At 51.7% G+C, this 25009-nt stretch carries 22 protein-coding genes; 6 read left to right on the top strand and 16 right to left on the bottom strand.

The window, feature by feature from the left end; translation table 11 throughout:
• Nucleotides 1-220 precede the first annotated feature (220 nt).
• Entirely contained in the window at nt 221-835 is a 615-nt protein-coding gene (locus DP091_RS17675; protein ID WP_113059523.1) for a nucleotidyltransferase domain-containing protein, read from the top strand.
• Nucleotides 836-920: 85 nt separating this feature from the next.
• On the opposite strand, the gene DP091_RS17670 is transcribed toward DP091_RS17675, so the two are convergent.
• Together DP091_RS17670 and DP091_RS17665 are read right to left on the bottom strand one after the other, a co-directional pair.
• The gene (locus DP091_RS17670; protein ID WP_113059522.1) at nt 921-2213 is read right to left on the bottom strand and encodes a homocysteine synthase; all 1293 of its coding nucleotides are present in this window, start codon (nt 2211-2213) and stop codon (nt 921-923) included.
• A gap of 150 nt (nt 2214-2363) precedes the next feature.
• Nucleotides 2364-3173 (bottom strand): SDR family NAD(P)-dependent oxidoreductase, encoded by an 810-nt coding sequence (locus DP091_RS17665; RefSeq protein WP_113059521.1) that lies wholly within the window; start codon nt 3171-3173, stop codon nt 2364-2366.
• A 236-nt stretch (nt 3174-3409) separates the two neighbouring features.
• Between DP091_RS17665 and DP091_RS17660 the strand changes: the two genes are divergently transcribed.
• A complete protein-coding gene (locus DP091_RS17660) occupies nt 3410-3667 on the top strand; it encodes a DUF3949 domain-containing protein (RefSeq protein ID WP_113059520.1) in 258 nt (85 codons plus the stop codon).
• Between the two features lie 75 nt (nt 3668-3742).
• Here the strand turns inward: DP091_RS17660 and DP091_RS17655 are convergent, their stop codons facing one another.
• From DP091_RS17655 to DP091_RS17625, 7 genes are all read right to left on the bottom strand, one after another.
• Complete coding sequence (locus DP091_RS17655) at nt 3743-4600, bottom strand: ATP-binding cassette domain-containing protein (RefSeq protein ID WP_113059519.1); 858 nt, start codon at nt 4598-4600, stop codon at nt 3743-3745.
• Nucleotides 4593-5435 (bottom strand): hypothetical protein, encoded by an 843-nt coding sequence (locus tag DP091_RS17650; RefSeq protein WP_071219647.1) that lies wholly within the window; start codon nt 5433-5435, stop codon nt 4593-4595. The genes DP091_RS17655 and DP091_RS17650 overlap by 8 nt, the downstream gene beginning before the upstream one ends.
• A complete protein-coding gene (locus DP091_RS17645) occupies nt 5416-6105 on the bottom strand; it encodes an RNA polymerase sigma factor (protein ID WP_113059518.1) in 690 nt (229 codons plus the stop codon). The genes DP091_RS17650 and DP091_RS17645 overlap by 20 nt, the downstream gene beginning before the upstream one ends.
• Nucleotides 6106-6196: 91 nt before the next feature.
• A complete protein-coding gene (locus DP091_RS17640) occupies nt 6197-8398 on the bottom strand; it encodes an ABC transporter permease (RefSeq protein WP_113059517.1) in 2202 nt (733 codons plus the stop codon).
• A complete protein-coding gene (locus DP091_RS17635) occupies nt 8391-9260 on the bottom strand; it encodes an ABC transporter ATP-binding protein (RefSeq protein ID WP_113059516.1) in 870 nt (289 codons plus the stop codon). The genes DP091_RS17640 and DP091_RS17635 overlap by 8 nt, the downstream gene beginning before the upstream one ends.
• Before the next feature lie 307 nt (nt 9261-9567).
• Nucleotides 9568-10473, bottom strand: a complete 906-nt coding sequence (locus tag DP091_RS17630; RefSeq protein WP_113059515.1) for an aldo/keto reductase — start codon at nt 10471-10473, stop codon at nt 9568-9570.
• Between the two features lie 49 nt (nt 10474-10522).
• Nucleotides 10523-11317: a sulfite exporter TauE/SafE family protein gene (locus DP091_RS17625; RefSeq protein ID WP_181469843.1), complete on the bottom strand. Its 795-nt coding sequence runs from the start codon at nt 11315-11317 to the stop codon at nt 10523-10525.
• Nucleotides 11318-11440: 123 nt separating this feature from the next.
• Between DP091_RS17625 and DP091_RS17620 the strand changes: the two genes are divergently transcribed.
• A complete protein-coding gene (locus DP091_RS17620; protein WP_076325467.1) occupies nt 11441-11620 on the top strand; it encodes a hypothetical protein in 180 nt (59 codons plus the stop codon).
• Between the two features lie 49 nt (nt 11621-11669).
• On the opposite strand, the gene DP091_RS17615 is transcribed toward DP091_RS17620, so the two are convergent.
• Together DP091_RS17615 and DP091_RS17610 are read right to left on the bottom strand one after the other, a co-directional pair.
• The gene (locus DP091_RS17615) at nt 11670-12224 is read right to left on the bottom strand and encodes a hypothetical protein (RefSeq protein WP_113059514.1); all 555 of its coding nucleotides are present in this window, start codon (nt 12222-12224) and stop codon (nt 11670-11672) included.
• Nucleotides 12221-13132: a hypothetical protein gene (locus DP091_RS17610; protein WP_113059513.1), complete on the bottom strand. Its 912-nt coding sequence runs from the start codon at nt 13130-13132 to the stop codon at nt 12221-12223. Before DP091_RS17610 ends, DP091_RS17615 begins: the two co-directional genes overlap by 4 nt.
• Before the next feature lie 192 nt (nt 13133-13324).
• Between DP091_RS17610 and ymzB the strand changes: the two genes are divergently transcribed.
• Entirely contained in the window at nt 13325-13663 is a 339-nt protein-coding gene (gene ymzB / locus DP091_RS17605) for a protein YmzB (RefSeq protein WP_258394601.1), read from the top strand.
• Nucleotides 13664-13810: 147 nt separating this feature from the next.
• Here ymzB and DP091_RS17600 read toward each other — a convergent pair whose 3' ends face one another.
• The 5 genes from DP091_RS17600 to DP091_RS17580 all read right to left on the bottom strand — a co-directional run bounded on the left by DP091_RS17600 (nt 13811) and on the right by DP091_RS17580 (nt 21320).
• Complete coding sequence (locus tag DP091_RS17600; protein WP_113059512.1) at nt 13811-16000, bottom strand: alpha-galactosidase; 2190 nt, start codon at nt 15998-16000, stop codon at nt 13811-13813.
• Nucleotides 16001-16048: 48 nt separating this feature from the next.
• A complete protein-coding gene (locus DP091_RS17595; RefSeq protein ID WP_113059511.1) occupies nt 16049-18091 on the bottom strand; it encodes a beta-galactosidase in 2043 nt (680 codons plus the stop codon).
• A gap of 152 nt (nt 18092-18243) precedes the next feature.
• Nucleotides 18244-19530, bottom strand: a complete 1287-nt coding sequence (locus DP091_RS17590) for an ABC transporter substrate-binding protein (RefSeq protein WP_113059510.1) — start codon at nt 19528-19530, stop codon at nt 18244-18246.
• Between the two features lie 68 nt (nt 19531-19598).
• On the bottom strand, nt 19599-20438 hold the full coding sequence (locus DP091_RS17585) for a carbohydrate ABC transporter permease (RefSeq protein WP_071219665.1): 840 nt from the start codon (nt 20436-20438) through the stop codon (nt 19599-19601).
• On the bottom strand, nt 20439-21320 hold the full coding sequence (locus tag DP091_RS17580) for a carbohydrate ABC transporter permease (RefSeq protein ID WP_071219666.1): 882 nt from the start codon (nt 21318-21320) through the stop codon (nt 20439-20441).
• Nucleotides 21321-21453: 133 nt separating this feature from the next.
• On the opposite strand from DP091_RS17580, the gene DP091_RS17575 reads away from it, so the two are divergent.
• Together DP091_RS17575 and DP091_RS17570 are read left to right on the top strand one after the other, a co-directional pair.
• Nucleotides 21454-23289: a cache domain-containing sensor histidine kinase gene (locus DP091_RS17575; protein WP_113059543.1), complete on the top strand. Its 1836-nt coding sequence runs from the start codon at nt 21454-21456 to the stop codon at nt 23287-23289.
• Nucleotides 23267-24904, top strand: coding sequence for a response regulator transcription factor (locus DP091_RS17570; protein WP_113059509.1), 1638 nt, complete (start codon nt 23267-23269; stop codon nt 24902-24904). The genes DP091_RS17575 and DP091_RS17570 overlap by 23 nt, the downstream gene beginning before the upstream one ends.
• The last annotated feature ends 105 nt before the right edge of the window (nt 24905-25009 follow it).

Here is a 25009-nt window from a genome sequence, read left to right as displayed (position 1 = left end):
GCCTCCTTACAGATTATTATGAAACAATTGGAAATATACAGCCCACGGAATAAACACCGGCTGAAAAATAACAAGACGGAACAAACCAAGCACCCTGCTCTCCTTATACCGGATAACTGCGCGAGGGTGCGGATGCTATCTGTTTATCCTCATTTCAAGGACTGGATAAAACCTATACAATGGAGGAATGAATCCATCCCGGAAAAAAGGAGCGTAGAACATGAGAACCGATTATGACCATTGGGAACCAATCAGCGTATCGGAAGCCGCCGGAATTTTTGCTGAAATCCCTGCTCGTTGGTACATCGCCGGAGGTTGGGCATTGGATTTATATTTGGAGGAGCAGACCAGGGAACACGGCGATATCGATATCCTGATCCTGCGCGAAGAGCAGGCCGCCATTTACGCAGCATTAGCCAAAGAATGGACGCTGTACAAAGCGGATCAAGGAACCTTATCCCTCTGGGAGGAAGGCGAATATTTGCACTCGGTTGGCGATGTATGGGTAAGCCGGAATGAGGAAGCCCCATTCTCATTCCAGATCATGTTGGTGGAGGTCGAAGTGGACAGCTGGGTTTATCGCAGAGAACCGTGCATCCGAAGACCGCTCCAAGATATATCCTTAATAACAGACCAAGGAATTCCCTATCTGAAACCGGAGATACAGCTCCTGTATAAAGGAGGAAGCAAGAACATCCGTGAAAAAGACGAACGGGATTTCAGGAAGGTCCTGCCCTTCCTCGATCGACAGGCTGCAGGGTGGCTTGCCCAAGCGCTGCGGACGCAGTTTCCATCGGGTCATCCATGGCTCGACAGCATTGATACAACCTCTTAGCGGCCTTGCGACAACATAAAAGGAGCACCTTCCTCCATATACAGGAAAGTGCTCTGAGTTTTATTTGAAATCCATCAGTCAGCCTTTACTCCTGACTTGCCGCGATGGCTTGACCCAGATCGTACAAGATATCATCGATAGACTCGGTCCCGATCGACAGACGCAGCAGTTCCGGATTGACGCCCGCCGAAAGCTGCTCGTCTTCCGTCAGCTGCTGATGCGTCGTGCTGGCCGGATGAATGATAAGCGACTTGGAATCCCCGACGTTGGCCAAGTGGGAGAACAGCTTCACATTCTCGATCACCTTCTGACCTGCCGCTGCCCCGCCTTTGATACCGAAGGTCAGGATAGCGCCTTGTCCCTTCGGCAGGTACTTCTTCGCCAGCTCATGCGAAGGGTGACTCGGCAGCCCTGCATAGCTCACCCATTCTACCGCTTCGTGACTCTCCAAGTACTTGGCAACCTTCAGCGCATTCTCGCTATGGCGCTCCACCCGGAGATGCAGCGTTTCCAGCCCTTGCAGCAGCAGCCAGGAATTGAACGGGGACAGCGATGCGCCGATATCCCGCAGCAGCTGCACGCGCGCTTTGATAATATAAGCGATCGGGCCTACTGCCTCTGTATAGACGACGCCATGATAGCTTGGATCCGGCTGCGTCAATCCCGGGAACTTGTCATTAGCCGTCCAGTCGAATTTACCGCTATCGACAATGACCCCGCCGATGGAGGTCCCGTGGCCGCCGATGAATTTGGTCGCGGAATGAACGACGATATCCGCTCCATATTCAATCGGGCGCAGCAGATACGGACTAGGGAAAGTATTGTCGACGATAAGCGGAATGCCGCTCTCGTGCGCGATGGCCGCAACGGCTTCCACATCCAGCACATTCCCCTGCGGATTGCCGATCGTTTCGGCAAACACGGCCTTCGTCTTGTCATTGATCGCTTTGCGGAAATTCTCAGGATCCGTGGAATCCACGAAATGCACCTTGATCCCCAGCTTCGCGAGCGTATTGGAAAATAAATTATAAGTACCGCCATACAAACTCGAGGAAGAAACAATTTCATCGCCTGCGCCCGCAATGTTCAGAATGGAGAAGGTGATGGCTGCCTGCCCGGAAGATGTCGCCAGTGCGCCGGCACCGCCCTCGAGCGCTGCAATCCGCTTCTCAAACACATCCGTGGTCGGGTTCATAATACGCGTGTAGATGTTGCCGAATTCTTTAAGCGCAAACAGATTCGCCGCATGCTCGCTGTCTTTGAACCCGTAGGAAGTCGTCTGATACAGAGGGACAGCGCGGGATAATGTGGTCGGGTCAAGCTCCTGACCGGCATGAACCGCTAAGGTTTCAATGGAAAATTGGCGTTCTTCTGACATGGGTGTTTCCTCCCTTTTCTTCATATGGAAAGTATGATGATTTCATAATTTCTCCCATTCTCTCATACTTTCTCTCGTTTGAAAAGAGAGATAACCCACTAAATTTATCGGAATATTATAATTTATTCTGCATACACTCGGAAGTCACCCTTACTCCTCGTCCTCCTTATACACTCTGCCCCATCCATATCCGGCTTCCGGGGACGTATCCTCCGGCATGCCCGGCAAGATTAAACCGCCGTCTATTCGGAGGTTAATGCCGGTAATATAGGATGCCGCATCCGAGCAGAGCCAGGCAATCGCTTCCCCGATGTCCGACGGCGTTCCGAGCCTTCCCAGCGGCTCGTCCTCTGCCGATTGGTCCGGCTTGTGAACGGTTGCACCCGGTGCCACGCAGTTTACGCGGATGCCATGCGGAGCCCACTCGAGCGCCAGCGATTGTGCGGCACGTATAAGCGCTGCCTTCATGCCGCCGTAAATGCTGTCCTTGGGATAGGCTCTCTCTCCCCGGGAGGACGTGATGAAGATGATATTGCCCGGAATTCCTTGGGCGATCATCTCCCGAACCGCATATTTGCTGAGCAGCATCGGCGCTCGAAAATCGAGGTGAACCGTCATGTCCAGCGCGTCCTCTTCAATCTCTGTCAGCTCGTCATATAGGCCCATCCCCGCATTGTTCACCAACAGATCGATCCGGCCAAGCTCCTCTATCGTCTTTCGTATCGTATTCTCCGCTTCACTTCGAACGGTCAAATCGCTCTGAATAATAAGCGGCTCTTTGCCGTAGGTATGGCCGATGTCCTCAGCTACATCCACGATTCCTTCTTTGCTCGAATTGTAGGTCATCGCCAGCCGATATCCTTTTTCAGCCAGAACCTTGGCAATCCCTCGTCCGATTCCGGCGCCTGCACCCGTTACCAAAGCCACCTTCTCCATTCCTTGATTACTTACGGTTCCCATTCAACTCGCTCCCTTCTCCATCATCCATTCATGCCACAATTACGCCGCTGTTCAGCGAATACGCGCACCGTGCCTACCCTTCCTTACCCTGTTCTGAAACGGATGATTGGCTTTCGATAGATAAAGTCGGCATGACGGGCGTTCATATGGTAAATATTTGAATCCATGCCGAGTTTTATACGTAGTGTATATTAATATGGCTTTCCATATACGATAAACCAAAGGAGCGTGTACGAATGAGTTCTGCGATGTGGATTATTGCGAGCGTTCTGGTCGCCGCATTCCTGATCATGATCCCCGTACAGTACCGGTATATTGCAGCGTTAAAGAAAGATCCCCGGAGGCAGGGGGTTGATCAGGAAACGTATTACAACAACATGTCATTTCAAGAGGAACAGCTCCATTACAATACGCAAGGATGGTTTTGGCCTTCCACCATGGTTGCTTCGTTGATTTATAATTGGAGGCATAAGAGCGGAAAAATGACCAAGTAGGCGGCTTTAAACGGATGAAAACGCAAAAATCATCGCCCGAATGATGGCGATGATTTTTCATGATCCAAGCTATACTCAGCCGCGTCTGGCTAAGGCGTTCATATGTAGGAAAAAGGTATCCTCCAGCGTAGGCGCCTTCTCCACAAATTCGGGACCCGGCTGCTTTTTCCCCATCAGCCTTACTCTCATGTGCTGTTCCGTCATTTGAAAATGAATCAGCAGCTCTTGCGGTATCCGCTCGAAGGCTTCCAGATCGATCTCGCCTTCCCAGACGCTGGATGCCACATTCAGCTTCCACTGGGTCGGTGAACCGATATACCGGATGCGACCGCGGTGTATCCATATCACGGTATCGGCCGCCTCCTCCCATTCGTTCAGCTCGTGGGCGGCCACGATCACCATTCGGCCCCTGGCGTACTTAGTCAGGTATGTGATAAGGAATTTGCGTTCCTCGGCGTCCATACCGTTTAACGGCTCATCGAGGAATAGAAAAGAAGGAGAAGCCAGCAGCGCCTGTACGACGGCAATGCGCCGCTGCACCCCTTGCGACAAATTCTTGACCTTGCTCTTGCGGAAGGGCTCCAGCCGAAAGTCCGCCATCAGCCTGTCAATGGCCTCCGGGTTATAGACCCCCTTTAATTCTGCCATATAGGTCAGCAGCTTGCCGACCTTCATATCTCCATACAGCTCGATATCCGCCGGGACATAACCGATTTGGCTGCGGATTAGCGGCAAATGATCCCCTGCCCTGCGCCCGCTGTACAGGATCTCGCCTGCATCGGGTGCCTGCAGCGTGGTCAGCAGTTCGATCAGGGTGGTTTTCCCGGCGCCGTTCGCCCCGACGATAAGGTTCAGGCCGGATTGAATCTCCGCTTTGTCGATTTCAAGCCGGTACGTACCCGCCTGTCGTTCCAGTCCTTCCAGCCTAATCATTGGCCATTCTCCAGGCTCCGTTCAGCTTCAAGCTGCGTCCGTAGGAAGAGACGAGCAGAATCACTCCGATAACAAGCAATGCCATGTCCGTCATCATTTTGCCGCTCATCGAAACGCCGTGATCCACGATTTGTCCTTGAATCACGATCCACATGCCGTAGACCAGAACGGCCGAGATCAGTGAGACGACCATGCCTTTGCGAAACAGCATATACATCGCAGCACCACCCGTCACCAGCAGAATCCCCATCCACTCCAGGATAAAGGGCCCGAATAAAAAGCGGGAGGTTTCCGCCTGGATGGATCGCAGCCCGAGCGCGAGGGTACTCAGCAAGGCCATTCCGATGACGATACCGGTCACAAGCAGCAGGCGGGTATACAACACAAGAGCCGGCGGGTATGGGGTCAGGGTCTCCACGGCCCGCATCCCTTTATCCCAGGTTCGGCTGCTGAACAGCATTGAAACAATCAGCAGCAGCGGGGTAATCAACGGAAAAATGCCGCCGGGCAATCCGGCAAACTGATCCAATGGATACTCCGGATCGATCAGCAGAACCAACATGCAGAATACCGCGCCTGCCGTGAGCAGAATGGATCTTTGATTCAATCGGATCTGGCTCCGGAGAATCTGTTTTAATGAGGGCGGGTCGACCTGCGGATTAAAATCCAGCTTGGGGGACTCGGGCTCAATCCTGAGCTGATTGAACTCTCCCTGAAGAGACGCAATGAGCTGCGCCGTCTCATCCGGTGACGGCGATGGAAGAGCAGCGCGTCTAAGCGGGCCGCGAAGCTCGTCTTCGAGTCTTCTCAATTCATTATCGAATGGATGATCCATGGAGATACACCTCACTTTCTTTTACTTTGCTCTGCGAATCCGGCTCTTCCGACTTGGAGCGGTTCCTTACCTGTTCCTGGGGACTCGTCTCCCGCGTCCTTCGGGACGGATGAACGGGAACCAAATCGGAATGCTCCATGGACAATGTTTTCTTCAGCTTTCTCAAGCCGTTATATAAATGCGTTTTCACCGTACTTAAGGGGAGGTCGACCAGGTCGGCGATTTCCTGCAGCTTCAGATCATGAAAGAATCGAAGAGATATGACTTCCTGTTGTATATCGGGCAGGCTCTCCAGCGATGCTGCAATCTCCAGCGAGGTTTCCTGCCTTTCCACGAGCTCCTCCGCGCCGGGTGCAGGGTCGTATGCATCCGGCATCTCCTCACCCGCCAGCCCTTCAGACCTGTAGGATGCGCTTTTCCAATAATCCTTGCACATATTCAGAGCGACGCGATAAAGCCAGGAGCGAACATGTTCCAGCGTGCCGTGCTGCTTCAGATGCCGTATGAGCCGGATAAACGTTTCTTGAACGATATCCTGGGCTTTTTGCCTGTCGGCCAGCCTTTGGGTCGTATAACTGAGCAGCGGACCATGGTACCTCGTTACCAGCATTTCAAAAGCTTCCTGGTCGCCGGCAGCCATGCGTTCGGACAGCTGCTGATCGGAAATCATGCGCCTTCCCCCCCTTTCTATGTGCATTCTAATCTTCCCATTATATCTATTTCTCAATTATAACCGACCGTGTGCATGTGCATAGTCGTCATTATTTGACATTCAACATGGCATCCCATTTCTGCTGCCACTCTTTGTACGTAATCGGGCTCTCCGGATTTAAGAACGACTTCCGTTCGGTGCTCGGGAGCATCAGCCCTTGCTGGTAAAAATGAACCAGCAGCTCTTTGACCTGATCCCCTCTGCCTTCCTCCAACGCCCTTCTGACTTGCTGAGCCATACTTATCCCTATTATGTTTTGAGGATCATCGCCGTCCCCATTCTTGAATAATAGTTGCTGTACCGACCGGAGATTTCCGTAAGCGGATCTCAGCTGTTTATCGCTAAGCCCTTTCTCTTCCACATAATACACATACCAGAAAAGACTGCTGATCTTTCCGCGCACATCTCGTTCCGGATGTTCAAAATAATAATTAAGCCCATCCTGGTTGCCAAACAGAATCGAGTTCATCCATTCGCCCGACAAGTTCGAGTAGTTATATGTGTATTGGTTCGAGGACAGAATCAGACGATGGTCCACCCGGGGATAATCAAAACCTTGACCCAAATATAAGATCTTGTCGACGTTGCTGTTGAACGAGGGTACCCACTTGGAGAAATAGTCATACTTTTTTTGCATATCCCGCAGCATCAACGCGGATGCCTTCTCCATATATGGCGTCGTCACGATGGTAATCGGGAGATCATTCCGGCGGATCTCCTTCCAGAACCGACCTCCATACAGGGAGATGTTCTGCTCGATCGCCCTATCCTCAAACCGCTGGTAGCCGGGCCTCCGTTCCAGCTCCTGCATCCCCGTATACAAGGGAACCGGATAACCTTCCACCTCCAACTTCATCTCACCGAAAGAATAACGCATCCGGCCGAATTCCCAGCCCAAATAAACATATTTCGGAGGACGGTCTTCGTTGTCACTCTTTAAATATACATGCTGATGGCCCGGAAGCGGATACCACGCGATAAATCCATCCAGTTTAACTTCGGGTCCCACACTGTAAACCGAAAATTCCTCACGGGAATACCCGGACATAAAATCCATGACCTTGCCTCTATATTCCAGCTCGACTTGAATGTCGCCTCTCTTGGAATCGCCGACCATCCTTACCGATAGCCGATCTCCCTGTCTGCGATAAGGAGCGTCAATACCTTGAAGTTGGACACGCTCAAGCTTGAACATCCGGTTCAGGGTTAACGGAAGCTGCCTCATACCCGATATTTCGGAGGCGGGTATCGTTAGCTTCGCCATCACGCGAAGTTCATCGTTTGGCAGCCGCTTCAGCTTGATATCATAAGAAGAAACATGATAAAAGGATCCATCTTCAGGATCATCGATATAAGAAACCGTGGGGTCTTCAAGCTTCGCATCCATTTGGGCATATCGTTCCGCCCATAGCGTGCCGTAAGGTACCGCTGCAGCTGCCGTCAATACGACAGCCCCCAGCACCGCGAGCCATCCCGCTTTCAGCAGCATCGTGGGGCGCTTGCGGTTTAACAAGAACAAACACACCGTTAGCAGCAGGAACGTGAAGGCAAGCACGAACCACCGGGAACTCATTAAATCTTCGCCAAACAGATCGTACCCCCAATTCTCATATTCAAACCGATTGGATTGAAGGAAGAACTGGTTGAGGTGAAACACTTGGGCCGGCATCCATCTTAATTCGCTGATAATATAAATTTCCATGAAAAACGTTCCGAACATCCATGCACAGAAGCCAATCAAATAAACGATCCGATTCGGAATGCTTGCCCCGAGAAGCATGGCAAGCGCGAGTGTCACCATATAGGAAACCTCATACTGTACAGCAAATTGCATGGTGTGCATCATCGCAATATGACCGGCGATTCCCTGGCTAACCGACAGGATATAGAATATAACCGAAGTCGACAACGTAAACAGGGAAAAGTACAACAAACTGACCACATATTTCGACGACAACAAGGTAAAGAAAGACACCGGCAAGCTGTGATTCCATTCAAAGGATCGACGGCGGACATCCCGGCGAATGGACAAGATGCCAATTAACATAGCCGGACCCAGGGTCATCGTATGACCCAGCATGTGGAAGGAATAAGCGGCCGTGTACAGATTATGGTTCGGCCCGTTGCCGCTCGCCGCCTGCAGCATCATAATGATGAACAGAATCGCATAGATGATCGGAAGCGAGGCAAACAAAGGATTTCCGAACAAAAGCCGAAGCTCAAGAAGACTATGCCTCCACCATTTATGCATGGCGATCCCTCCGCAGCAGGCTCAGATACCCATCCTCCAGGGTCGGATCCGCGGGAAACGCCCCTGCAACCGGAGCCGCTTGGCCGATAAACCGGCAGAGAACGCCTTCCGGAACGGTTCGGGTAGACACGACGGACATGGGATCAATCAAGGCAAATTCGTCCGGGCTCATCACCGCTTCCCATACTTGTCCCTTCCCGCAAGCCTGCAGTTCCGTCAGGCTGCCGTTCATGGCCAATCTCCCATTGTTCATGACTGCGATACGACGGCAGTTGCTCTCGATATCGGCGACGATATGGGTGGATAGCAGGACCGTCCGGTCGATGCTAAAGCGGGTTAACACATTCCGGAACCTGACACGCTCCTGGGGATCCAGCCCGGATGTCGGTTCGTCAACGATCAAGATATCAGGCGATCCCAATAATGCTTGGGCAATACCCAGCCGCTGCTTCATTCCCCCGGAATAAGTTCGAACTTTTTTATCAGCCTTTTCCTGGAGATTCACCATCTCGAGCAGCCTGGAGATTTCCTTCTGCCTGGCACTCCGTTCCGTGATCCCTTTCATAGCGGCCACATAATCCAGATAATCCCGGCCGGTCAGCTGCGGATAAATGTGAAAATGCTGCGGTAAATACCCGATCATCTGCCGGATCTCCTCCGGCCGTCCAATCGATATCCCGTTCACTCTTACCTGCCCGGAGGTCGGCGTCAATAAGGTTGCCAGAATGCGCATCAGCGTCGTTTTGCCGGCGCCGTTGGGGCCTAGCAGACCCGTCATACCTTTATCCAATTGTAGAGAAACATCCAAGAGCGCCCAAGCGCCCTTGCGATAGGTTTTTGATAGATGCTCAATGGTAATCATTCTAGAATCCTTTCACCATTAACGATTATGGCATAAGCCGCGCGGTTTACGTTACTTGGAACGAACCATAGTCTTAAAAAGTTTGGCATTTCCAATCTTTTGACGCCAATTCATATACAAGGTACAAAAAAGCCCGTGATCCTTAAAGCGGATTGCGGGCATGATCTATATTCACCTGACGTCAGGCTCTTATTCAGCTATTATAACATGCATAGACGGGGTTCATCCGTAAACCTTCAGGCCGTAAATATTTCATGTCCCAAAAGATTAACGGGATGGATCATTCACAGGCTTATTTGACCGATCGTTACCGATGGGCCTCATATTGGTTGGCACGACTGATCGCCTGGATCGATTGGATGTCCTGCGGTGATAACTCTTCCTTTTTCCCCGCCGCCAAGTTATGCCGCAGCTGTTCAAGCGAGCTTGCACCAGGGATGGTGCAGGCAACTGCGGCATGGGCCAAAGCATAGCGAATAGCCAGATGGGAAAGATCCCTGTCACCGCCAACCTCTTCAAGCTCCTTGAGTACATCAAGCAGCTCATTTTTGCTGTAATCCAGATAGCCCTTCTCGGCTTTGGCTTGCCCACGGTCCGATAAGATGCCGCGGGCAACGGGTCCCCGTGCAATGACGGATATTCCGTTCTCGGCAAGCAGATCGAGCACCGCTTCCTCCGGTCGCCGGTCCAGAATGCTGTACTGGCTCATGACGCTGACGATATTGGATTTTGCGACATACTCGCGGATGACGTTCGGCCGGTTGGACGAAATGCCATAGTATCGAATCCACCCTTCCCACTTCAGCTCTTCAAAAGCTTCAATCGTCTCGTCAATAGGATCATCTAACGTCCCCCCATGAAGCTGATACAGATCGATATAATCCGTACCCAATCTGCGGAGGCTGTCCTTAACGGCGGATTTGATGTATTCCTTGGAAGGATCCCATACCCAGCCATCCTGTCCCGGTACACGACGGTTGCCGACTTTGGTAGCGATGATCACATCCTCGCGCCGGCCTTGAACCGCTTGGCCTACCAGTTCCTCGTTACGGCCTTCGTCGTACAGATCCGCTGTGTCCAGAAAATTCACGCCCCGGTCCAGCGCTTCATGGATAAGCTTCACGGCTTGTCCCTCATCCGTACCCAGTGACATACAGCCCAGCCCGATTTCGCTTACATACAATTCCGAAGATCCCAGCTGATTGGTTCTCATGCTTGATCCCCTCCTCTTCCCTATAATGAATAAGGTTCTACTTCTTTACTTACCCTAAAATATCGATCCAGATCTTCACGGCCGTAACCGCAATGAGAAGCGCCAAGGCGTATCGCAGCAGTCGGACGTTCATCTTGCGGCTGATGATGGCGCCGATGGGGGCACCCATCAAGCTTCCCGCAACCGCCAACAAGGACGGCCAGATCGGAATGTCGCCCGAGGCAATTTTGCCGATAACGCCTCCGACCGCGGACAGAAAGACGATCGCGAGTGATGATGCGATGGTGATCCGCGTCGGGATCTTAAGGATCGTCAGCATGATGGGGATCAAGATAAAGGCGCCTCCAGCGCCGACAATCCCAGCAATACCGCCGACGATAAAGGCGGCTCCCATCGCAATCCCTGAATGATAAGTCACCTCGCTAACCGACCTGTTTTCCATGGTTGCCCGGGTCGGCACAATCATCAATAACACGGCAATAACGGCCAGAAAACCGTAGATCACGTTAATCGTACCGCTGGTCATCAGCATCGAGGAAAGACTCCCGATCAGACTGCCAACCAGGGTGCTGATCCCCATCTGAATGACCAATGGCTTGTGAAAGTACGACTCACCGCCGCGCGAACTCATCCGGTTGGTGATCATGCCTGACAATGAGGCGAAAAATACCTGCAGCATGCTGATGGACGCCACTTCCTTGGAGGTAAAGGCCTCCAGTCCAAACCAGGAAGGAACGTATAGCAGCAAGGGAAAGTTAATGATCGCTCCCCCAATTCCCAGCAGTCCTGAGAAAAAAGAACCGATGATACCTATAAAGATCATGACTACAAGCTGCACTATCAAGGTGATCGATCTCCAATTCAATTTAATATCGTAACGGCGCACATTGCTATTGAATGTGCCCCGTTGTTGATTTATAATAAACCCAAGTATTTATATCGGAAATAAGGGAGGTGTATGGTGACCATGTTGAATAAGCTAAAATTCCTTTTTCAGGACCGCTGCCCTGACTGCGAGCAGAAGCTGATTTCCAGGCAGGAAGACATGGCCACGATCAAGCATTGCCCGGATCACCACTACACCGAAGAAACATATAACCAGTTGGGAGTTACGATTGTTTATCATCCCAGCAAAGATAACAGTTAAACTTGATTTAAACTCATGTTAGCAATTACGGTCAGAAGTCTTTTGTGCTTTATTCCGTTCCCTCTGCCCATTCCCGTCCGGCCAGCCTGACGAGAAGCAGGACCGCGATCTCGGCAGCCAGCACAACGATCGAGCATACAAAAATCACAGGGATCATATCGCCTGAATCCAGATTTAAGATGAACGGATAGGCGATAAGCCATAACAGCTGCGCGGCCATAAACAAGTGCCCCCGGAAGCGCGCCTTATGATCCAATCCGGATTCGGCGTCTGTGGAATTGGCTTGGATGCCTCGGCAGATTCCGAAAATCAATACCATATGCAAGCAGACGGCAGGCAGTTGAATCAGCAGCCCCTTCACCGATTGCACGCTGCCTGTCCCCACCTCAGGAAACCAGAATAATGAAAGAACCGACCAGATCAGCAGCAGCCAGGCTGACAGATGGCCTGCCCTAAAATAGCCGTTTAACGCCTGAAGCCGCCATAATCCCGAAGCCATCAGCAGGTATCCCAGCATGTCCGGCAATACATCCACAAATTCGATCTTCAGGTCGACCAGTACAAAGAGCAGCCCCCACACGATGCGATAACAAGCGCTCCTCATGACCCCTTCCTGCTTTCCCGGACAAATTCCGTCATTTCTTGCTCCGTCGGACTTGGTTGATAAGGAATCAGCGTGTCTCCATACCATAGCCGCCCGCCTTCCTCCATATAGGTGGTTCTCAATATCAACTGATATACTTGCATACGCTTTTCAAGCGATGGCATATCAAATTGATGGCTGATTCTAATGGAATCCCCTTGATTGATTTTCACTGGAAGCTGAATCTCGTCGATAGGTTCTCCTCTTAACTCGATGTGCGTTTCCGAAGGCTGCGTCTGGTAACTAGTACCCGGTATTAGTCCGGAAATGTCGGCATGGATTCGAAGATCCCCCTCTTTTGCGATATCCAGCAATTTAGAGGAGAACGCCGTTAACTGAAGGGACCGCTTCACGACGGCAGATTCGTAACCCGAGTTATCGGAAGAGGATCCGCCGGACGTCCACGATACCGGATCTTGATCTTCCTGAGCATATACGCCAGGCCATATGTAAATTTCCCCGATATCCACTTGTTCCGAGGTTCCATCGGAGTATAAGGCGGTAATCTCTCGAACGAGAACCGGTTCCTTGAGCTGTTCTTCTTCTCGCGTTTCTTCCTCAGGGGCGGGTTTATTTAAGTTCACCATCATTTTGCCTAAGTATTGCCTCTGATACTCTGCATATTTGGGGTATGGGGTTACGATCTGTTCGGGATAACCTTCGATCCGGATGGAGCTTAACGTCTTGTCCGCCCGTTTGTCCTCCACGTAATACAAGTCAAATACGCGGCCTCCCCCTTCTCTTGTTTCCACATGATGCTCAAGGAATACGGTTCTTCCCAGTTGGTTGGCTTCATAATACCAGACATTCCCGACCCAACTGCAGGTTACGAACAGGATGGCGAGAACATAATACCACTTCTTGCTCATGGCCCCTCCTTATATATCATGCGATTGTTCCATATTATTTAACTATATTAACACGTAAATAGATGAAGAGGTCTTGATCAGCGTTAATTTTTCGTAGGCTTCTGACGGAGGAAGCCCATGAATTTGAAATAAGGTTACGCCATCATGGACAGACTATTTGAAGCCACCCTAAAATCAAGGAAGGTGTTCATAATGAATCCATCGATCGATGAGGTCACCCATTGGCTTCAATCCAAAAGCAATCAAACTCTGCACATATCCAAGCAAGAAGAGAAGGATCAGGATCAGATTAAAATACAGCTGGAGCGTATTGAACACCAGCAGCATCAAGAGCAGTCCATCGACGGTTATGGAGACCGCCATGCGCTCTTGCTGCACGGCCCCGGCGTTGTCATCACGGAAGGCCATGAAGCGCCGCTGCCAAGCGATGCCTTCGTCATTGGACTGGACGGGTTAACGGCTGCGGACATCCAGGACCATCAAGTGGTGCTCACTACGGATCGGAGCACCTATTCCATCACCGCAACCTAAAGAGCAGCCGGAATGAAACAACAAGAACCGCCAGAGTTGTTGAGCTCTGACGGTTCTTTTGGCTTTATCCGCTTTATGATGGATTCATATTATACATAACGCTTGGGCTCGGGGCGCAATTGGTCCCCCTTGGCTTGAGTCAACAGCTTACACTCGCTCGAATCTCCACATGAAGCTCTGGAAATCGCCATGCATCGCGGGAATGGCCAATCCGGCGTTCATCAGTCGGTCTCCGCCGTAGATATTCCCATCCTCCACGCACCGATAATCCCCTTCCGGATCCAGCCCTGCCGTGCGCAGCCACACAATCGGCTCATTCGCCTCGCTTATGATGCGGAAGTAATACAGCACCGCTTCCGAGCGATCCTCGGAGACGATGGTCCAGGCTGCTTCGTTCCCTTCGAACGGATTCCGAAGACGATAGAAATCCCCGAACTGCACCAGATGCCGAATCTCCTTGTACAGTTTCACCTGCTCGCGGACCTCTTCCTTTTCCTGCTCACTGAAGGCCGTCAGGTCAAGCTCATATCCGAAATTGCCCGACATCGCTGCATGGCCTCTCGTACGCAGCGAAGTATTCCGAAACACCTGATGATTCGGTACGGCGGACACATGGGCTCCCATGGAGCTAAGAGGATACACAAGGCTCGTTCCGTATTGAATCTTCAAACGGCTGACGGCATCGGAGTTATCGCTTGTCCACGTCTGCGGCATGTAATACAGCATCCCCGGATCATAACGTCCGCCGCCGCCGGAGCAGCTCTCAAACAAAATATGCGGGAACTCGGTCGTCAGCTGCTCCATCACCCGATATAACCCCAGCATATAACGATGGGCCGTTTCCCGCTGACGCTCAGGCGGCAGCGCAGCCGACCCGATCTCCGTCATATTCCGGTTCATGTCCCATTTCACATAGGTAATCGGCGCACTTTGCAGGATGCTCCGAACCATATCGGCCACCGCATCGCCTACTTCCTCACGGGAGAAATCCAGGATCAGCTGCTGTCTTCCTTCCGTTCGCCGGCGTCCCTCCACATGCAGGCACCAGTCCGGATGCTGGCGGTACAGATCGCTGTCCGGCGAAATCATCTCCGGCTCAAACCACAAGCCGAACTGCATATCCAGATTGCGAACCCGCTTCACGAGATCTTCAAGGCCCTCCGGCAGTTTGTTCTTGTCAACGACCCAATCCCCAAGGGAAGTCGTATCATCATTTCGCTTGCCGAACCATCCGTCATCCAGCACGAACAGCTCGATACCGAGATCCCTTCCGGTGCTGGCGATCTGCTCGATTTTATCCGCATTAAAATTAAAGTAGGTCGCTTCCCAGTTGTTAACCAGCACCGGACGCGTGGCATCCCGGAATTGCCCCCGACTCAGCCTTGTACGGTACATCTTATGATAGCGTCTGGACATGCCGCCTAGGCCCTCCGCCGAGAAGACCATCACCGCTTCCGGCGTCTGGAACGATTGTCCCGGCTCCAGCAGCCAGGAAAAATCGAATGGATTCAATCCCATCGTAACCCGGGCTGTTTCGTATTGATCCACCTCAACCTGCGCGGAGAAGCTGCCGCTGTATACAAGGCTGAAGCCGTACACTTCACCGTGCTCTTCGCCGGCGCCTTCGGACAGCAGCGCAAGGAACGGATTATGGTTATGGCTGCTTGAACCCCTGCGGCTCTCAATTCCCTGCATGCCGGGAGATAATCTTCTTCGCTGCACATGGCGCTCTCTCGCCCATGCCCCATGAAGATGCAAAAGATCATAACAGCTATGATTCATATCCACGCTGGCGCTCATGGCCCGCAGCAGGGTAATGTTCTCCTTGCTGTCATTCCGGAAGGACACGGAACGCGTGATGGCATCGAACGCATTCATGACCGTATAAGACAAATAAATCGTCAAGCCGCTTACCGGATCAAGCAGTTCCAGCTCCAGCGTATCCGCCTCGGCATCCTGTTCCGTATATACGGCAGGCAAGCCTTCCAGCTTCGGTTTGCCGCTGTATATCCGGTGACGGACATATTCCGCTTCGGTGACGGTAGTCCCGTTAGCCAGCTTCACCTGATACGCAGGCTGTCGGAAATCACCGCTGCCGTAGCCCGGGTATTCCTGAGGCAAGCTGTCCAGGGAAAAGGAAGCATCCTCGCGAAACGGCGTTGGCGAAAAGGATGCTCTTCCCCGGCGCTCCAGCAAATTGCCTACGCGGTTATCGCGAATCCGGCGCCCCCAATAGGCATGCGCCGGATAAACGCCCCGTACAAGCTCAATCACGTAACTTGACCGATCGCTTTGGAGATGGAACACTCCCAGATCTTCATGAAAATGTATACTCACTGCTTTTTGCCCCCTAACAAGGTCCGAGTTAGATCTCCATGGTCCTTATTAAGACCTTACGGCGGCCGTCCTTTCCAGAATCATGACGTCCCTTCCCGGAATCGTGACATGGCCTGAAATCTGCCGGCTGCCCAGGAGATCGAATTGATTGGCAGAACCTGCATCAAACGTCATCTCTTCGGCATTGTGGTTCATGATGAACAAGTAGGAGTTCCCATCCTTCACCCGCTCTGCCACCTCAACGCCGGCTGGTGTTTCCAGCAGCGGCTTCACACCCTGTTCTTCGCACAGATTGGCAAGAAACCCCTGCAGGAACTGCGAATCCGGACTGCTCGCCACATAATAGGCCTGACCTTCGCCAAAGACATTCTTCGTAAGAACAGGCGTGCCTTTATAGAAGTCGGATCCGTACTCCGCCAGAACCTCCGCTGTCTCCGCGTGGATGACGTCACACAAAATTCCACATGGATAACTTCCACGCAGCGATCCCCAATCCTGCTTCATGTTGATCTGATTTTGCTGCCCGGGAAGCAGGGCATCGATCTCCTCGGCCCAGATGCCGATCACCTTACGCAGCTCGCCGGGATGACCTCCCAGGGTTACCAGATCGTTCTCATTGACGATGCCGCTGAAGAAGGTCGTCACAAAGGTTCCGCCCCTGGACACAAACCGCTCCACGCGCTGGGCAACGCCAGGCTTAACCATATACATCACCGGGGCGATGACCACATCGTACTTGCTCAGGTCCTCCTCAACGCTGATGATATCCGTCTGGATATTCAGCTGGTACAGCGCATCGTAATACTTATGAACCTCATCCACGTAGTTCAGCGCTTTGGAAGGTCCGCTTGACAGCTCCAGCGCCCAACGATTCTCCCAATCATACATAATCGCTACCTTGGCGTCCGAACGGGAGTCGAGCAGCTTGTCTCCGAGCTGCTGCAGCTCTTGCCCCAGATCCGCACATTCCCGAAAGACCCGGGTATGCTCATGTCCCACGTGCTCGATCAATGCACCATGGAATTTCTCGCATGCCCCGACGGAACGGCGGAGCTGGAAGAACATGACCGTATCGGCGCCATGCGCTACGGCCTGATAACTCCACAGCCTCATTACGCCGGGACGCTTAGCCGAATTGTAGGGTGACCAGTTCTGAACGCTCGGAGTCTGCTCCATCAGCATGAACGGCTGTCCGCTTTTCAGCCCGCGCATCAGATTATGCGCCATCGCCGTAAAGCTTACCGGCGTATCGATCGCGGGATAATTGTCCCAGGATACCACATCCATGTACTTCGCCCACTCGAAGTAATCCAGCTCGGGATAAAAACCCATCAGATTCGTCGTGACCGGAATATCCGGCGTAACCTTCTTCAGCTCATCTCGTTCCAGTCGGTAACATTGCAGCAGGCTGTCGGACTGGAAACGTCGGTAATCCAGCGATATCCCTTGGAAGAAGGTTCGGTTTCCGGCGAATTCCTCGCTGAGCGCATTCGGTACCACAATCTCGTCCCACTCGTAAAAGGTATGGCCCCAGAAGCCGGTATTCCATGCGGCATTCAGCTTGTCGAGCGACCCGTAGCGCTCTTTCAGCCAGACGCGGAACTGCAACTCGCAGTTGTCGCAATAACAATATCCGCCGTACTCATTCGATACGTGCCAGATGACCAGTGCCGGATGATCTTTGTAACGCTCAGCCAGCTTACGCGCCATCAGCACCGAATATTTGCGATATGTCGGGCTGTTCGGACATGAATTATGGCGACCGCCGAATTTGCGTTTGCGCCCGTCGTAGTCAACACGCAGGATGTCCGGGTATTTCTTGGCCATCCAGGCCGGATGCGCCCCCGTACTTGTTGCCAAGCAGACATGAACCTGCTCCTCTGCCAAGCGGTCCATAATTTCGTCAAGCCACGTGAAATCATAGCTGTCCTCATCGCGCTGCGTTTTAGCCCATGAGAATACATTGAGGGTGGCCACGTCAACACCGGCCAGCTCGAACATGCGCAGGTCCTCTTCCATCGTTGCCTTATCCCATTGCTCGGGATTATAGTCCCCGCCGTACCATATCTTGGGAAAACGTTGATTAATCATCAAATTGCCTCCTTCATCGTTCTTCTAGCTAAGAAAATCGTAACGATCGACGTACTTTGAATCTTAAAGAAAAGAGGCACCATCCCGTGTCTTGTCGGACAGGGATCATACCTCTTATGATGATTCGCTAGCTTGAGTTAGAGTGCTGTTCCTTACTTTTTCAGACTATCCCAGGATGTCTGCATATCCTCAAGCATCTTGTTCGCATCGGATTTGCCGGCGAAGAAGGCCTGCATCGCGCCGGAGAATTCCTGCGCTACACCGTCAGGGAACTTCGCGGATTGTCTTGGCAGTACTTTTCCAGCCTGCACATACTCCCACACAGCGGAGCCGAGGTCACCCATATCCTCAGGCGTTGCTTCGATGGTCTTCAAGGCCGGGATGAATTTGAATTTTTTGACGATGTACTCTTTACCGATATCGGATGTGACAAACCAGTTCAGGAAGATCTTCGCTTCTTCCTTCGACGCGGAATCCTTGTTGATGACCAGGTTCGCAGGTACGCCTACGTTCAGTTTGTCATTCAGCTCCGCATTGTCGCCAAGCGGCATCGGCAGGTAGCCAAGATTCAGGTCCGGATTGATGGCATCAATCTCGGTTTGGGCCCAGTTGCCGTTCTGCATCATGGCTGTTTTGCCGGTAGCCAGCAGGGAAATGGCCGTATTGTAATCGGTGGTCAGCGGGTTTTTGTTCCCGTGATCCAGTGTCAGCTGCATCAGCTTGGCCCACTCTTCGAACTTCGCATTGCCCGCGAATTTTTGCGTTCCGTCGTTCAAGCCCTGGATAAAGGCATTCGGATCCTCCTGCTGGGCAAACGCCGGGTTAATGCCTTGGTTACCGATCAACCACCATTCCTGATAAGCGTTAGCAAAAGGTGTTATGCCTGCCGCTTCCAGCTTCTTCGCGGCATCTTCCAGTTGGGCATAGGTTTTAGGAAGCTCGGTAATGCCCGCCTGCTCAAACAAATCTTTATTGTAGATGTAACCCCATCCTTCAAGGTTCATCGGCATGCCGTATACTTTACCGTCTTTGGTCATCGGCTCTTTCGCCATGTCCACCAGATCGTTCACCCAAGGCTGATCGGACAGATCCTCCAGGCGGTCAATCCACATCTCCATCTCGGCGTCGCCGCCATTGGAGAATATGTCTGGCGCATCGTTGGATGCGAATTTGGTTTTCAATGCAGCACCATAGTCGGCGCCGCCGCCCACGGTTTGAATATCCAGCTTGATGTTCGGATGTTCCTTCTCGAATTCAACCTTGAGTTCATTCAAGCCGTCCACGATCTCGGTTTTGAATTGAAAAATCTTAACCGTCTTCACTTCGCCGGAAGCTCCATCCGAGCTTCCGCCCTGGCCTTCCTCCGACTTGCCGCCGCAAGCCGCAAGCAGCAGCGAGAAAGCCAGCAGCATCACGAGTGATAATTTCATTTTGTTCATCTTTACTACCCCCTAGTATTGTTTATATATAAAGATGGAATAACCGATTTGGGAGAAGCCAGCTGCCTTTACCCCTTAACGGAGCCGGCAGCAACGCCTTCAACAATGTACTTCTGTAATGACAGGAAAAAGATGATAATCGGCGTAATGCCCAGCACGAGCGCCGGCAGCGCCATATCCCATTGCTTCGAATACTGCCCGAAGAAGGCAAAGGTCGCAAGCGGAATCGTCCGCAGTTCCGGACTTTGCAGAATCAAGGACGGCAGCAGGTAGTCGTTCCATACCCACAGACAGTTCAAGATGATGACCGTCACCATCATCGGTTTCAGCATCGGCAAAACAATCCGGGCAAATACTCTGAACGGAGAAGCTCCGTCGACCGTGGCGGCCTCTTCGATTTCAAGCGGAATGCCCTTCACGAATCCGTGGAACAGGAAGACCGACAACGGGATGCCGAGTCCCAGATAACTGAGAATCAAGCCCACGATACTGTTGTTAACGCCCAGGAAGTTAATGACCTGCAGCAATGGAATCATAATGGATTGGAACGGGATGACCATGGCCGATACGAACAGCATGAACACGATTTGATTGAATCTCGTATTGGACCGAACCATTCGGTAAGCCGCCATCGCACTCAGCATGGCAATGATGAGATTACTGATAACCGTAATGATGACGGAATTCGCGAATGCTTCCGGGAAGCGGGTCATTTCCCAAGCCTTGCTGTAGTTGTCAAAATGAAAGGCGGTTGGCCAGTTGGCCGCGTCGACCATAATATCGCCCAGCGATTTGACCGAGTTCACCAGCAGGAAGTAAAAGGGCGCCAGGAAGATCAGCGCAATAATGACCATCACAATCTGCAACACGATTGTGGAGGCCGACATAGGAGGTTTCTTCGATCTCATTTAAGCTTCAACCTCCTTCTGTTTCGTTAATCGGACTTGAATGAGCGTGATGACGGCAACGACCAGGAAGAAGATCAGGGACTTGGCCGTCCCGAGTCCATACCGGTTGTTCAGGAATGCCTCATTGTACACGTTCATGGCCAGTGACTCCGTGGAGCGGTATGGCCCGCCCTTCGTGAGGGACAGGTTCAAGTCGAACATTTTGAAGGACCAGGAAATTGCCAGGAATAAACATACGGTGACCGCCGGCATGATAAGCGGAACGATGATGCTCTTCAGCACTTGAAACCGGTTCGCTCCATCAATCTCGGCAGCTTCCATGACTTCCTTGGACACATTCGTAATGGACGCGATGTAGATGACCATCAGATAGCCTGACGATTGCCATACAAAGACCATGACTATGCCCCAGAAGCCGGTCACTTCGTCCCCAAGCCACGGAAGATTAAAGAACGGAATCCCCGTAGCCTCGCCGACGGTGGCAAAGCCCTTTATGAAGATAAACTGCCAGATGAAGCCGAGCAGCAATCCGCCGATCACGTTCGGCATGAAGAAGATCGTCCGCAGCCAGTTGCGCGCCCTAATATTTTTCGTTAAGAAGTAGGCCAGGAAAAAACCGACCAGATTCGTTAAAAGCACGCCAACGATCGTAAACTTGGTAGTAAACCAGAAGGACTGTGCGAATGCGCTGTCATTTGTGAAAATCTGTTTGAAATTGTCCAGCCCGACCCATTCGACATTCCCCGAGACACCATTCCAGTTGGTAAACGAGTAATACATCCCCATCACAAATGGGATAATGATCGTAATGCCGAAAAACAGCAGCGCGGGTCCGATATAAACCAACTGCTGCGTCAAGGCAGCCGTTCTCTTGCTGTTCATGTAAATCCCCCTCCGCTTGTCCTATCGTTTCTCTATCCATTTCTCTATGATTTAATTATGCTAAGATGAAGACCCTGGGACTACCACAGGATGTGAACTAAATGGTATAGAAAATTGATCGGCGGTGAATTTATTGAACTGGAATTGGAACAGCATTCGCACAAAATTGATTACCTTTATGATCATGGCCACCATCATTCCGACCACCATCTCCATGATCATCAGCTATGTCATGACCACCAACTCGCTCAAGGAACGGGCCGTTGTTGAAAATATGAACCTTCTCTATCAGGGACGGTTGAATTTGGAGAGCTATTTGGAAGACATGAACCGTAATTCCCTTACGGTTTATTCGGATCCGGATTTTTTTCGCAGCCTTTATTATAGTCATGAGAATATCAATGCCAGCGGCAGGCAGTCCGCCACGCTGCAGTCCATCCAAAAAGCCATCAGCGGCTCCAGACAGGTCTATCTTTATGTCGACGGCAAAAGAGAGGCCACATTGTTCGCCCAGGATATCGCCAGAAAAACAAGTGACGTCAACCTCTATCCCGACATTCCCGATCTTAGTAACGATACGGTGGTCTTGCAGCCGCCCCATCCCCTGCACACGTATGGCTTTCAGTTAGCTTATCCTTACGAGGCCGATACACAAGTATTCACGATGTACCGGGTCATAGAACGCGTCCCTTCTACCGAGCGATTAGGCATTCTCGCCATCGACATGGATATGAACTTCCTGAGCCGGATCAGCAATCAGCTGTTCCAGCCCGAACATGAGCAGCTGTATATTACGAATGAAGCCGGTTATATCATGTATGCCGGCCATGAAGAGAGGCTTGGACAGCAGATTCAAACGGAATGGTACGACACCATCAAGCAGTCCGGTAAGAAGGAAGGCCATTTTGAGTATAACAACAAAATCTATCTGTACAACAATATCAAGACGTCGATCAGCGACTGGACGATGATCAAGGAGATTCCTTCCTCCTATATTCTGAGCAGCGCGGACAAAGCCGCCTTCGTCAATATTTTGCTGATCGGCGTGTCCCTTATTCTCATCATCGCCGCCACCATCTGGATTTCGGTCTATATTACGGCGCCGATCCGGGAATTGGTGGGCCTTATGAGCCAAGTCAAAAGCGGACGAATGAGCGTGGATATCTCCTCTAACCGCAAAGACGAAATCGGAACCCTCCACCGCAGGTTCGGCAGCATGATGGATACGATCAACAACCTCATCTTGCAGGAATACAAGCTGAAGCTGGCAAACCGGACCAACCAGCTCCGGGCGCTGCAGGCTCAGGTGAACCCGCATTTTATGAACAATGCGCTGCAAACCATCGGCACCCTTGCGCTTGAGCATGGCATGAAGAGGATTTACTCCCTGATCTCCGCTCTTGCCCGTATGATGAGATACAGCATGTACAATACGGACAAGCCGGTCACCTTGGCCACGGAGCTCGATCATATCAAGGATTACGCGGAGCTGCAGAAGGAACGATTTGAGAATCAGTTCGACTTCCGTTACGATGTGGATGAGTCGACTTTGCAGGTGTTGATCCCGAAAATGCTGGTTCAGCCGCTGATCGAGAACTTTTTCAAGCATGGCATGAACCCCTTGGCGGAAAACAATTACATCGCGCTAAAAAGTAAGCGCCTGTCGGCCTCCATCGTGCAGATCACGGTTGAGGACAACGGAAACGGGATGCAGGATGAGCCGTTTCAAACCCTGCAGGAGCATTTGCTTCGGATGGAAGAGATGGATCTGGAACAGCTTCAGGTTCTTTCCGAAATGGACACGGAAGACAGCAGCGGGATCGGACTCATCAACATCATGACAAGGCTGAGACTGTATTATCGCGGAAAATCCAAGTTCAGCATCGAAAACAACAAGCCGCATGGCTTTCGAGTTGTACTGACTATAAATGTGGAAGGTGAAACGGATGAAGGCATTGATCGTGGATGACGAGTCTCGCGTGCGTAAGGCCATAAGACTGCTGGTCCAATGGGAGACGCACGGGATTACCGATATAGAGGAAGCCGCCAATGGCCTTGAGGCGATGGAGCTGATTCCGTCGTTTCGGCCGAGCCTCGTGCTCATGGATATGCTGATGCCGCTCAAAAACGGCGTGGATCTCATGGAATGGATTCATAAAAATTACCCGGATATCAAATTCATTGTCATCAGCGGGCATGACGACTTCGAATTCGTACGCAACACCATCTGGTACAGCGGCACGGATTATATCCTGAAGCCCATTGAAGAAGCCGTTATCAACCAAGCGGTTGCCAAGGCGACGGCCGCCTGGAAAGCCGAGGAACGGGAGCGCCTTGCGGCGCGGCAGCAGCATGTTCAGGTGAACGAGTACCGACCGGTCTATTCCGAGAAGCTGTTATCCAGCCTTATCGATGACAAAAGCGCCCATTCCCAGGTGGTCAATCGCCTCAAGGATGAAGGCATCGTACCGGAGCAAGCGCAGACGATACGACTGGCCGTCATGCAAATGGACAAGTCAGACCACGCGCTATATAGCCGCTTTGGCCATCATCAGGACTTGCTCATGTTTGCCCTGCTCAATATTTGCAATGAATTTCTGCAAAAGGACCGGATCGGGATCGCCTTCCGTCACTTTGGTTCACCTCACCAGCTGGTAATTTTGCTGTGGGATCAGCTTGCCACACTTGCCACGCTGCTACAAGAGATCAATAACGGGATGCACCGCACCTTGTCGCGCCACATGCATTTTGGCGTGAGTCCCGACGGTCAATACCCGGCAGACATTCCGGAATTGTATGCCCGAAGCTCGTCTGCCCTGCATCAGCGCGATTTAACGGTGCTTAATCACTTTATCCATGATACGGAGGAGCAGCGCCGGTCGGGCGTTGACCATCATAAAGGGGTGCAGTTCAGCGGATATGAGGATACCTGGAAGCTCGCCATACTTAGCGGCCAGCCCGCTCCCATAACCGAAGCCGTAGAGTCATTCATTTCAGCTATTCGGAAAAGCGGCGTTCTCACGCCGGAATTTCTGGAGCGTTGGGACCGCGATATCGAAAGATTCGCCAATCGCGTCATTCATGAAACGGCTAACCCGTCGTCTGAAGCTTTGTTGAAATTGTACAAAGCGGAAAGCGCCGCCATCGAGCGGCCAAGCCCGGACAAGTATGTGTGCTCGCTGTCCGAGTGGCAGCAGTATTGGATTGAATTAATGAGCCTGCTGGCCTCTGCTGTGCAGTCTCAAAAGCAAACGGGTCAGGACTTGATCCATGACATTACGGCGTTTATCGAGCAAAATTATCAGAACGATGTATCGCTGTATGATATTGCAAATCGATTTCACGTAAGCCGAGAGTACATTTCGCGTAAATTCAAGCAAAGGCACGGCATTAACATCCCGGAGCATCTGAACCGCATCCGCATCTCCAAGGCCAAAATCCTGCTGCAAAATCCAGGTTTAAAAATGGCAGCGATTTCCGAAATGGTCGGCTTTAAGAACGAGAAATATTTCAGTCTTGTCTTTAAGAAGCAAGAGGGCATTTCGCCGAAGGAATTCCGCAAGCTGCATGAGCAGGAAGCGTAGACTGGGCAGCGGTTTGCCGCTTAAGGCAAGCAGCCCGTGTTGGGCATATAAAATAAAGCAGAGAGAGCATGGGAATCCCCGCTTTCTCTGCTTTTTTATGTGAAC

Origin of the sequence: Paenibacillus sp. MDMC362, from assembly GCF_003269305.1 — a bacterium.
Classification (GTDB): domain Bacteria; phylum Bacillota; class Bacilli; order Paenibacillales; family Paenibacillaceae; genus Paenibacillus_AQ.
Note: the sequence above shows the minus strand (reverse complement) of the source record. Positions and strands in the feature narration are given on the sequence as shown.

Coding starts and splice junctions, on each gene's coding strand:
- DP091_RS17675 (WP_113059523.1), top strand. CDS start 221: ATGAGAACCGATTATGACCATTGGGAACCAATCAGCGTATCGGAAGCC.
- DP091_RS17670 (WP_113059522.1), bottom strand. CDS start 2,213: ATGTCAGAAGAACGCCAATTTTCCATTGAAACCTTAGCGGTTCATGCC.
- DP091_RS17665 (WP_113059521.1), bottom strand. CDS start 3,173: ATGGGAACCGTAAGTAATCAAGGAATGGAGAAGGTGGCTTTGGTAACG.
- DP091_RS17660 (WP_113059520.1), top strand. CDS start 3,410: ATGAGTTCTGCGATGTGGATTATTGCGAGCGTTCTGGTCGCCGCATTC.
- DP091_RS17655 (WP_113059519.1), bottom strand. CDS start 4,600: ATGATTAGGCTGGAAGGACTGGAACGACAGGCGGGTACGTACCGGCTT.
- DP091_RS17650 (WP_071219647.1), bottom strand. CDS start 5,435: ATGGATCATCCATTCGATAATGAATTGAGAAGACTCGAAGACGAGCTT.
- DP091_RS17645 (WP_113059518.1), bottom strand. CDS start 6,105: ATGATTTCCGATCAGCAGCTGTCCGAACGCATGGCTGCCGGCGACCAG.
- DP091_RS17640 (WP_113059517.1), bottom strand. CDS start 8,398: ATGCATAAATGGTGGAGGCATAGTCTTCTTGAGCTTCGGCTTTTGTTC.
- DP091_RS17635 (WP_113059516.1), bottom strand. CDS start 9,260: ATGATTACCATTGAGCATCTATCAAAAACCTATCGCAAGGGCGCTTGG.
- DP091_RS17630 (WP_113059515.1), bottom strand. CDS start 10,473: ATGAGAACCAATCAGCTGGGATCTTCGGAATTGTATGTAAGCGAAATC.
- DP091_RS17620 (WP_076325467.1), top strand. CDS start 11,441: ATGTTGAATAAGCTAAAATTCCTTTTTCAGGACCGCTGCCCTGACTGC.
- DP091_RS17615 (WP_113059514.1), bottom strand. CDS start 12,224: ATGAGGAGCGCTTGTTATCGCATCGTGTGGGGGCTGCTCTTTGTACTG.
- DP091_RS17610 (WP_113059513.1), bottom strand. CDS start 13,132: ATGAGCAAGAAGTGGTATTATGTTCTCGCCATCCTGTTCGTAACCTGC.
- ymzB (WP_258394601.1), top strand. CDS start 13,325: ATGAATCCATCGATCGATGAGGTCACCCATTGGCTTCAATCCAAAAGC.
- DP091_RS17595 (WP_113059511.1), bottom strand. CDS start 18,091: ATGATTAATCAACGTTTTCCCAAGATATGGTACGGCGGGGACTATAAT.
- DP091_RS17590 (WP_113059510.1), bottom strand. CDS start 19,530: ATGAACAAAATGAAATTATCACTCGTGATGCTGCTGGCTTTCTCGCTG.
- DP091_RS17585 (WP_071219665.1), bottom strand. CDS start 20,438: ATGAGATCGAAGAAACCTCCTATGTCGGCCTCCACAATCGTGTTGCAG.
- DP091_RS17580 (WP_071219666.1), bottom strand. CDS start 21,320: ATGAACAGCAAGAGAACGGCTGCCTTGACGCAGCAGTTGGTTTATATC.
- DP091_RS17570 (WP_113059509.1), top strand. CDS start 23,267: ATGAAGGCATTGATCGTGGATGACGAGTCTCGCGTGCGTAAGGCCATA.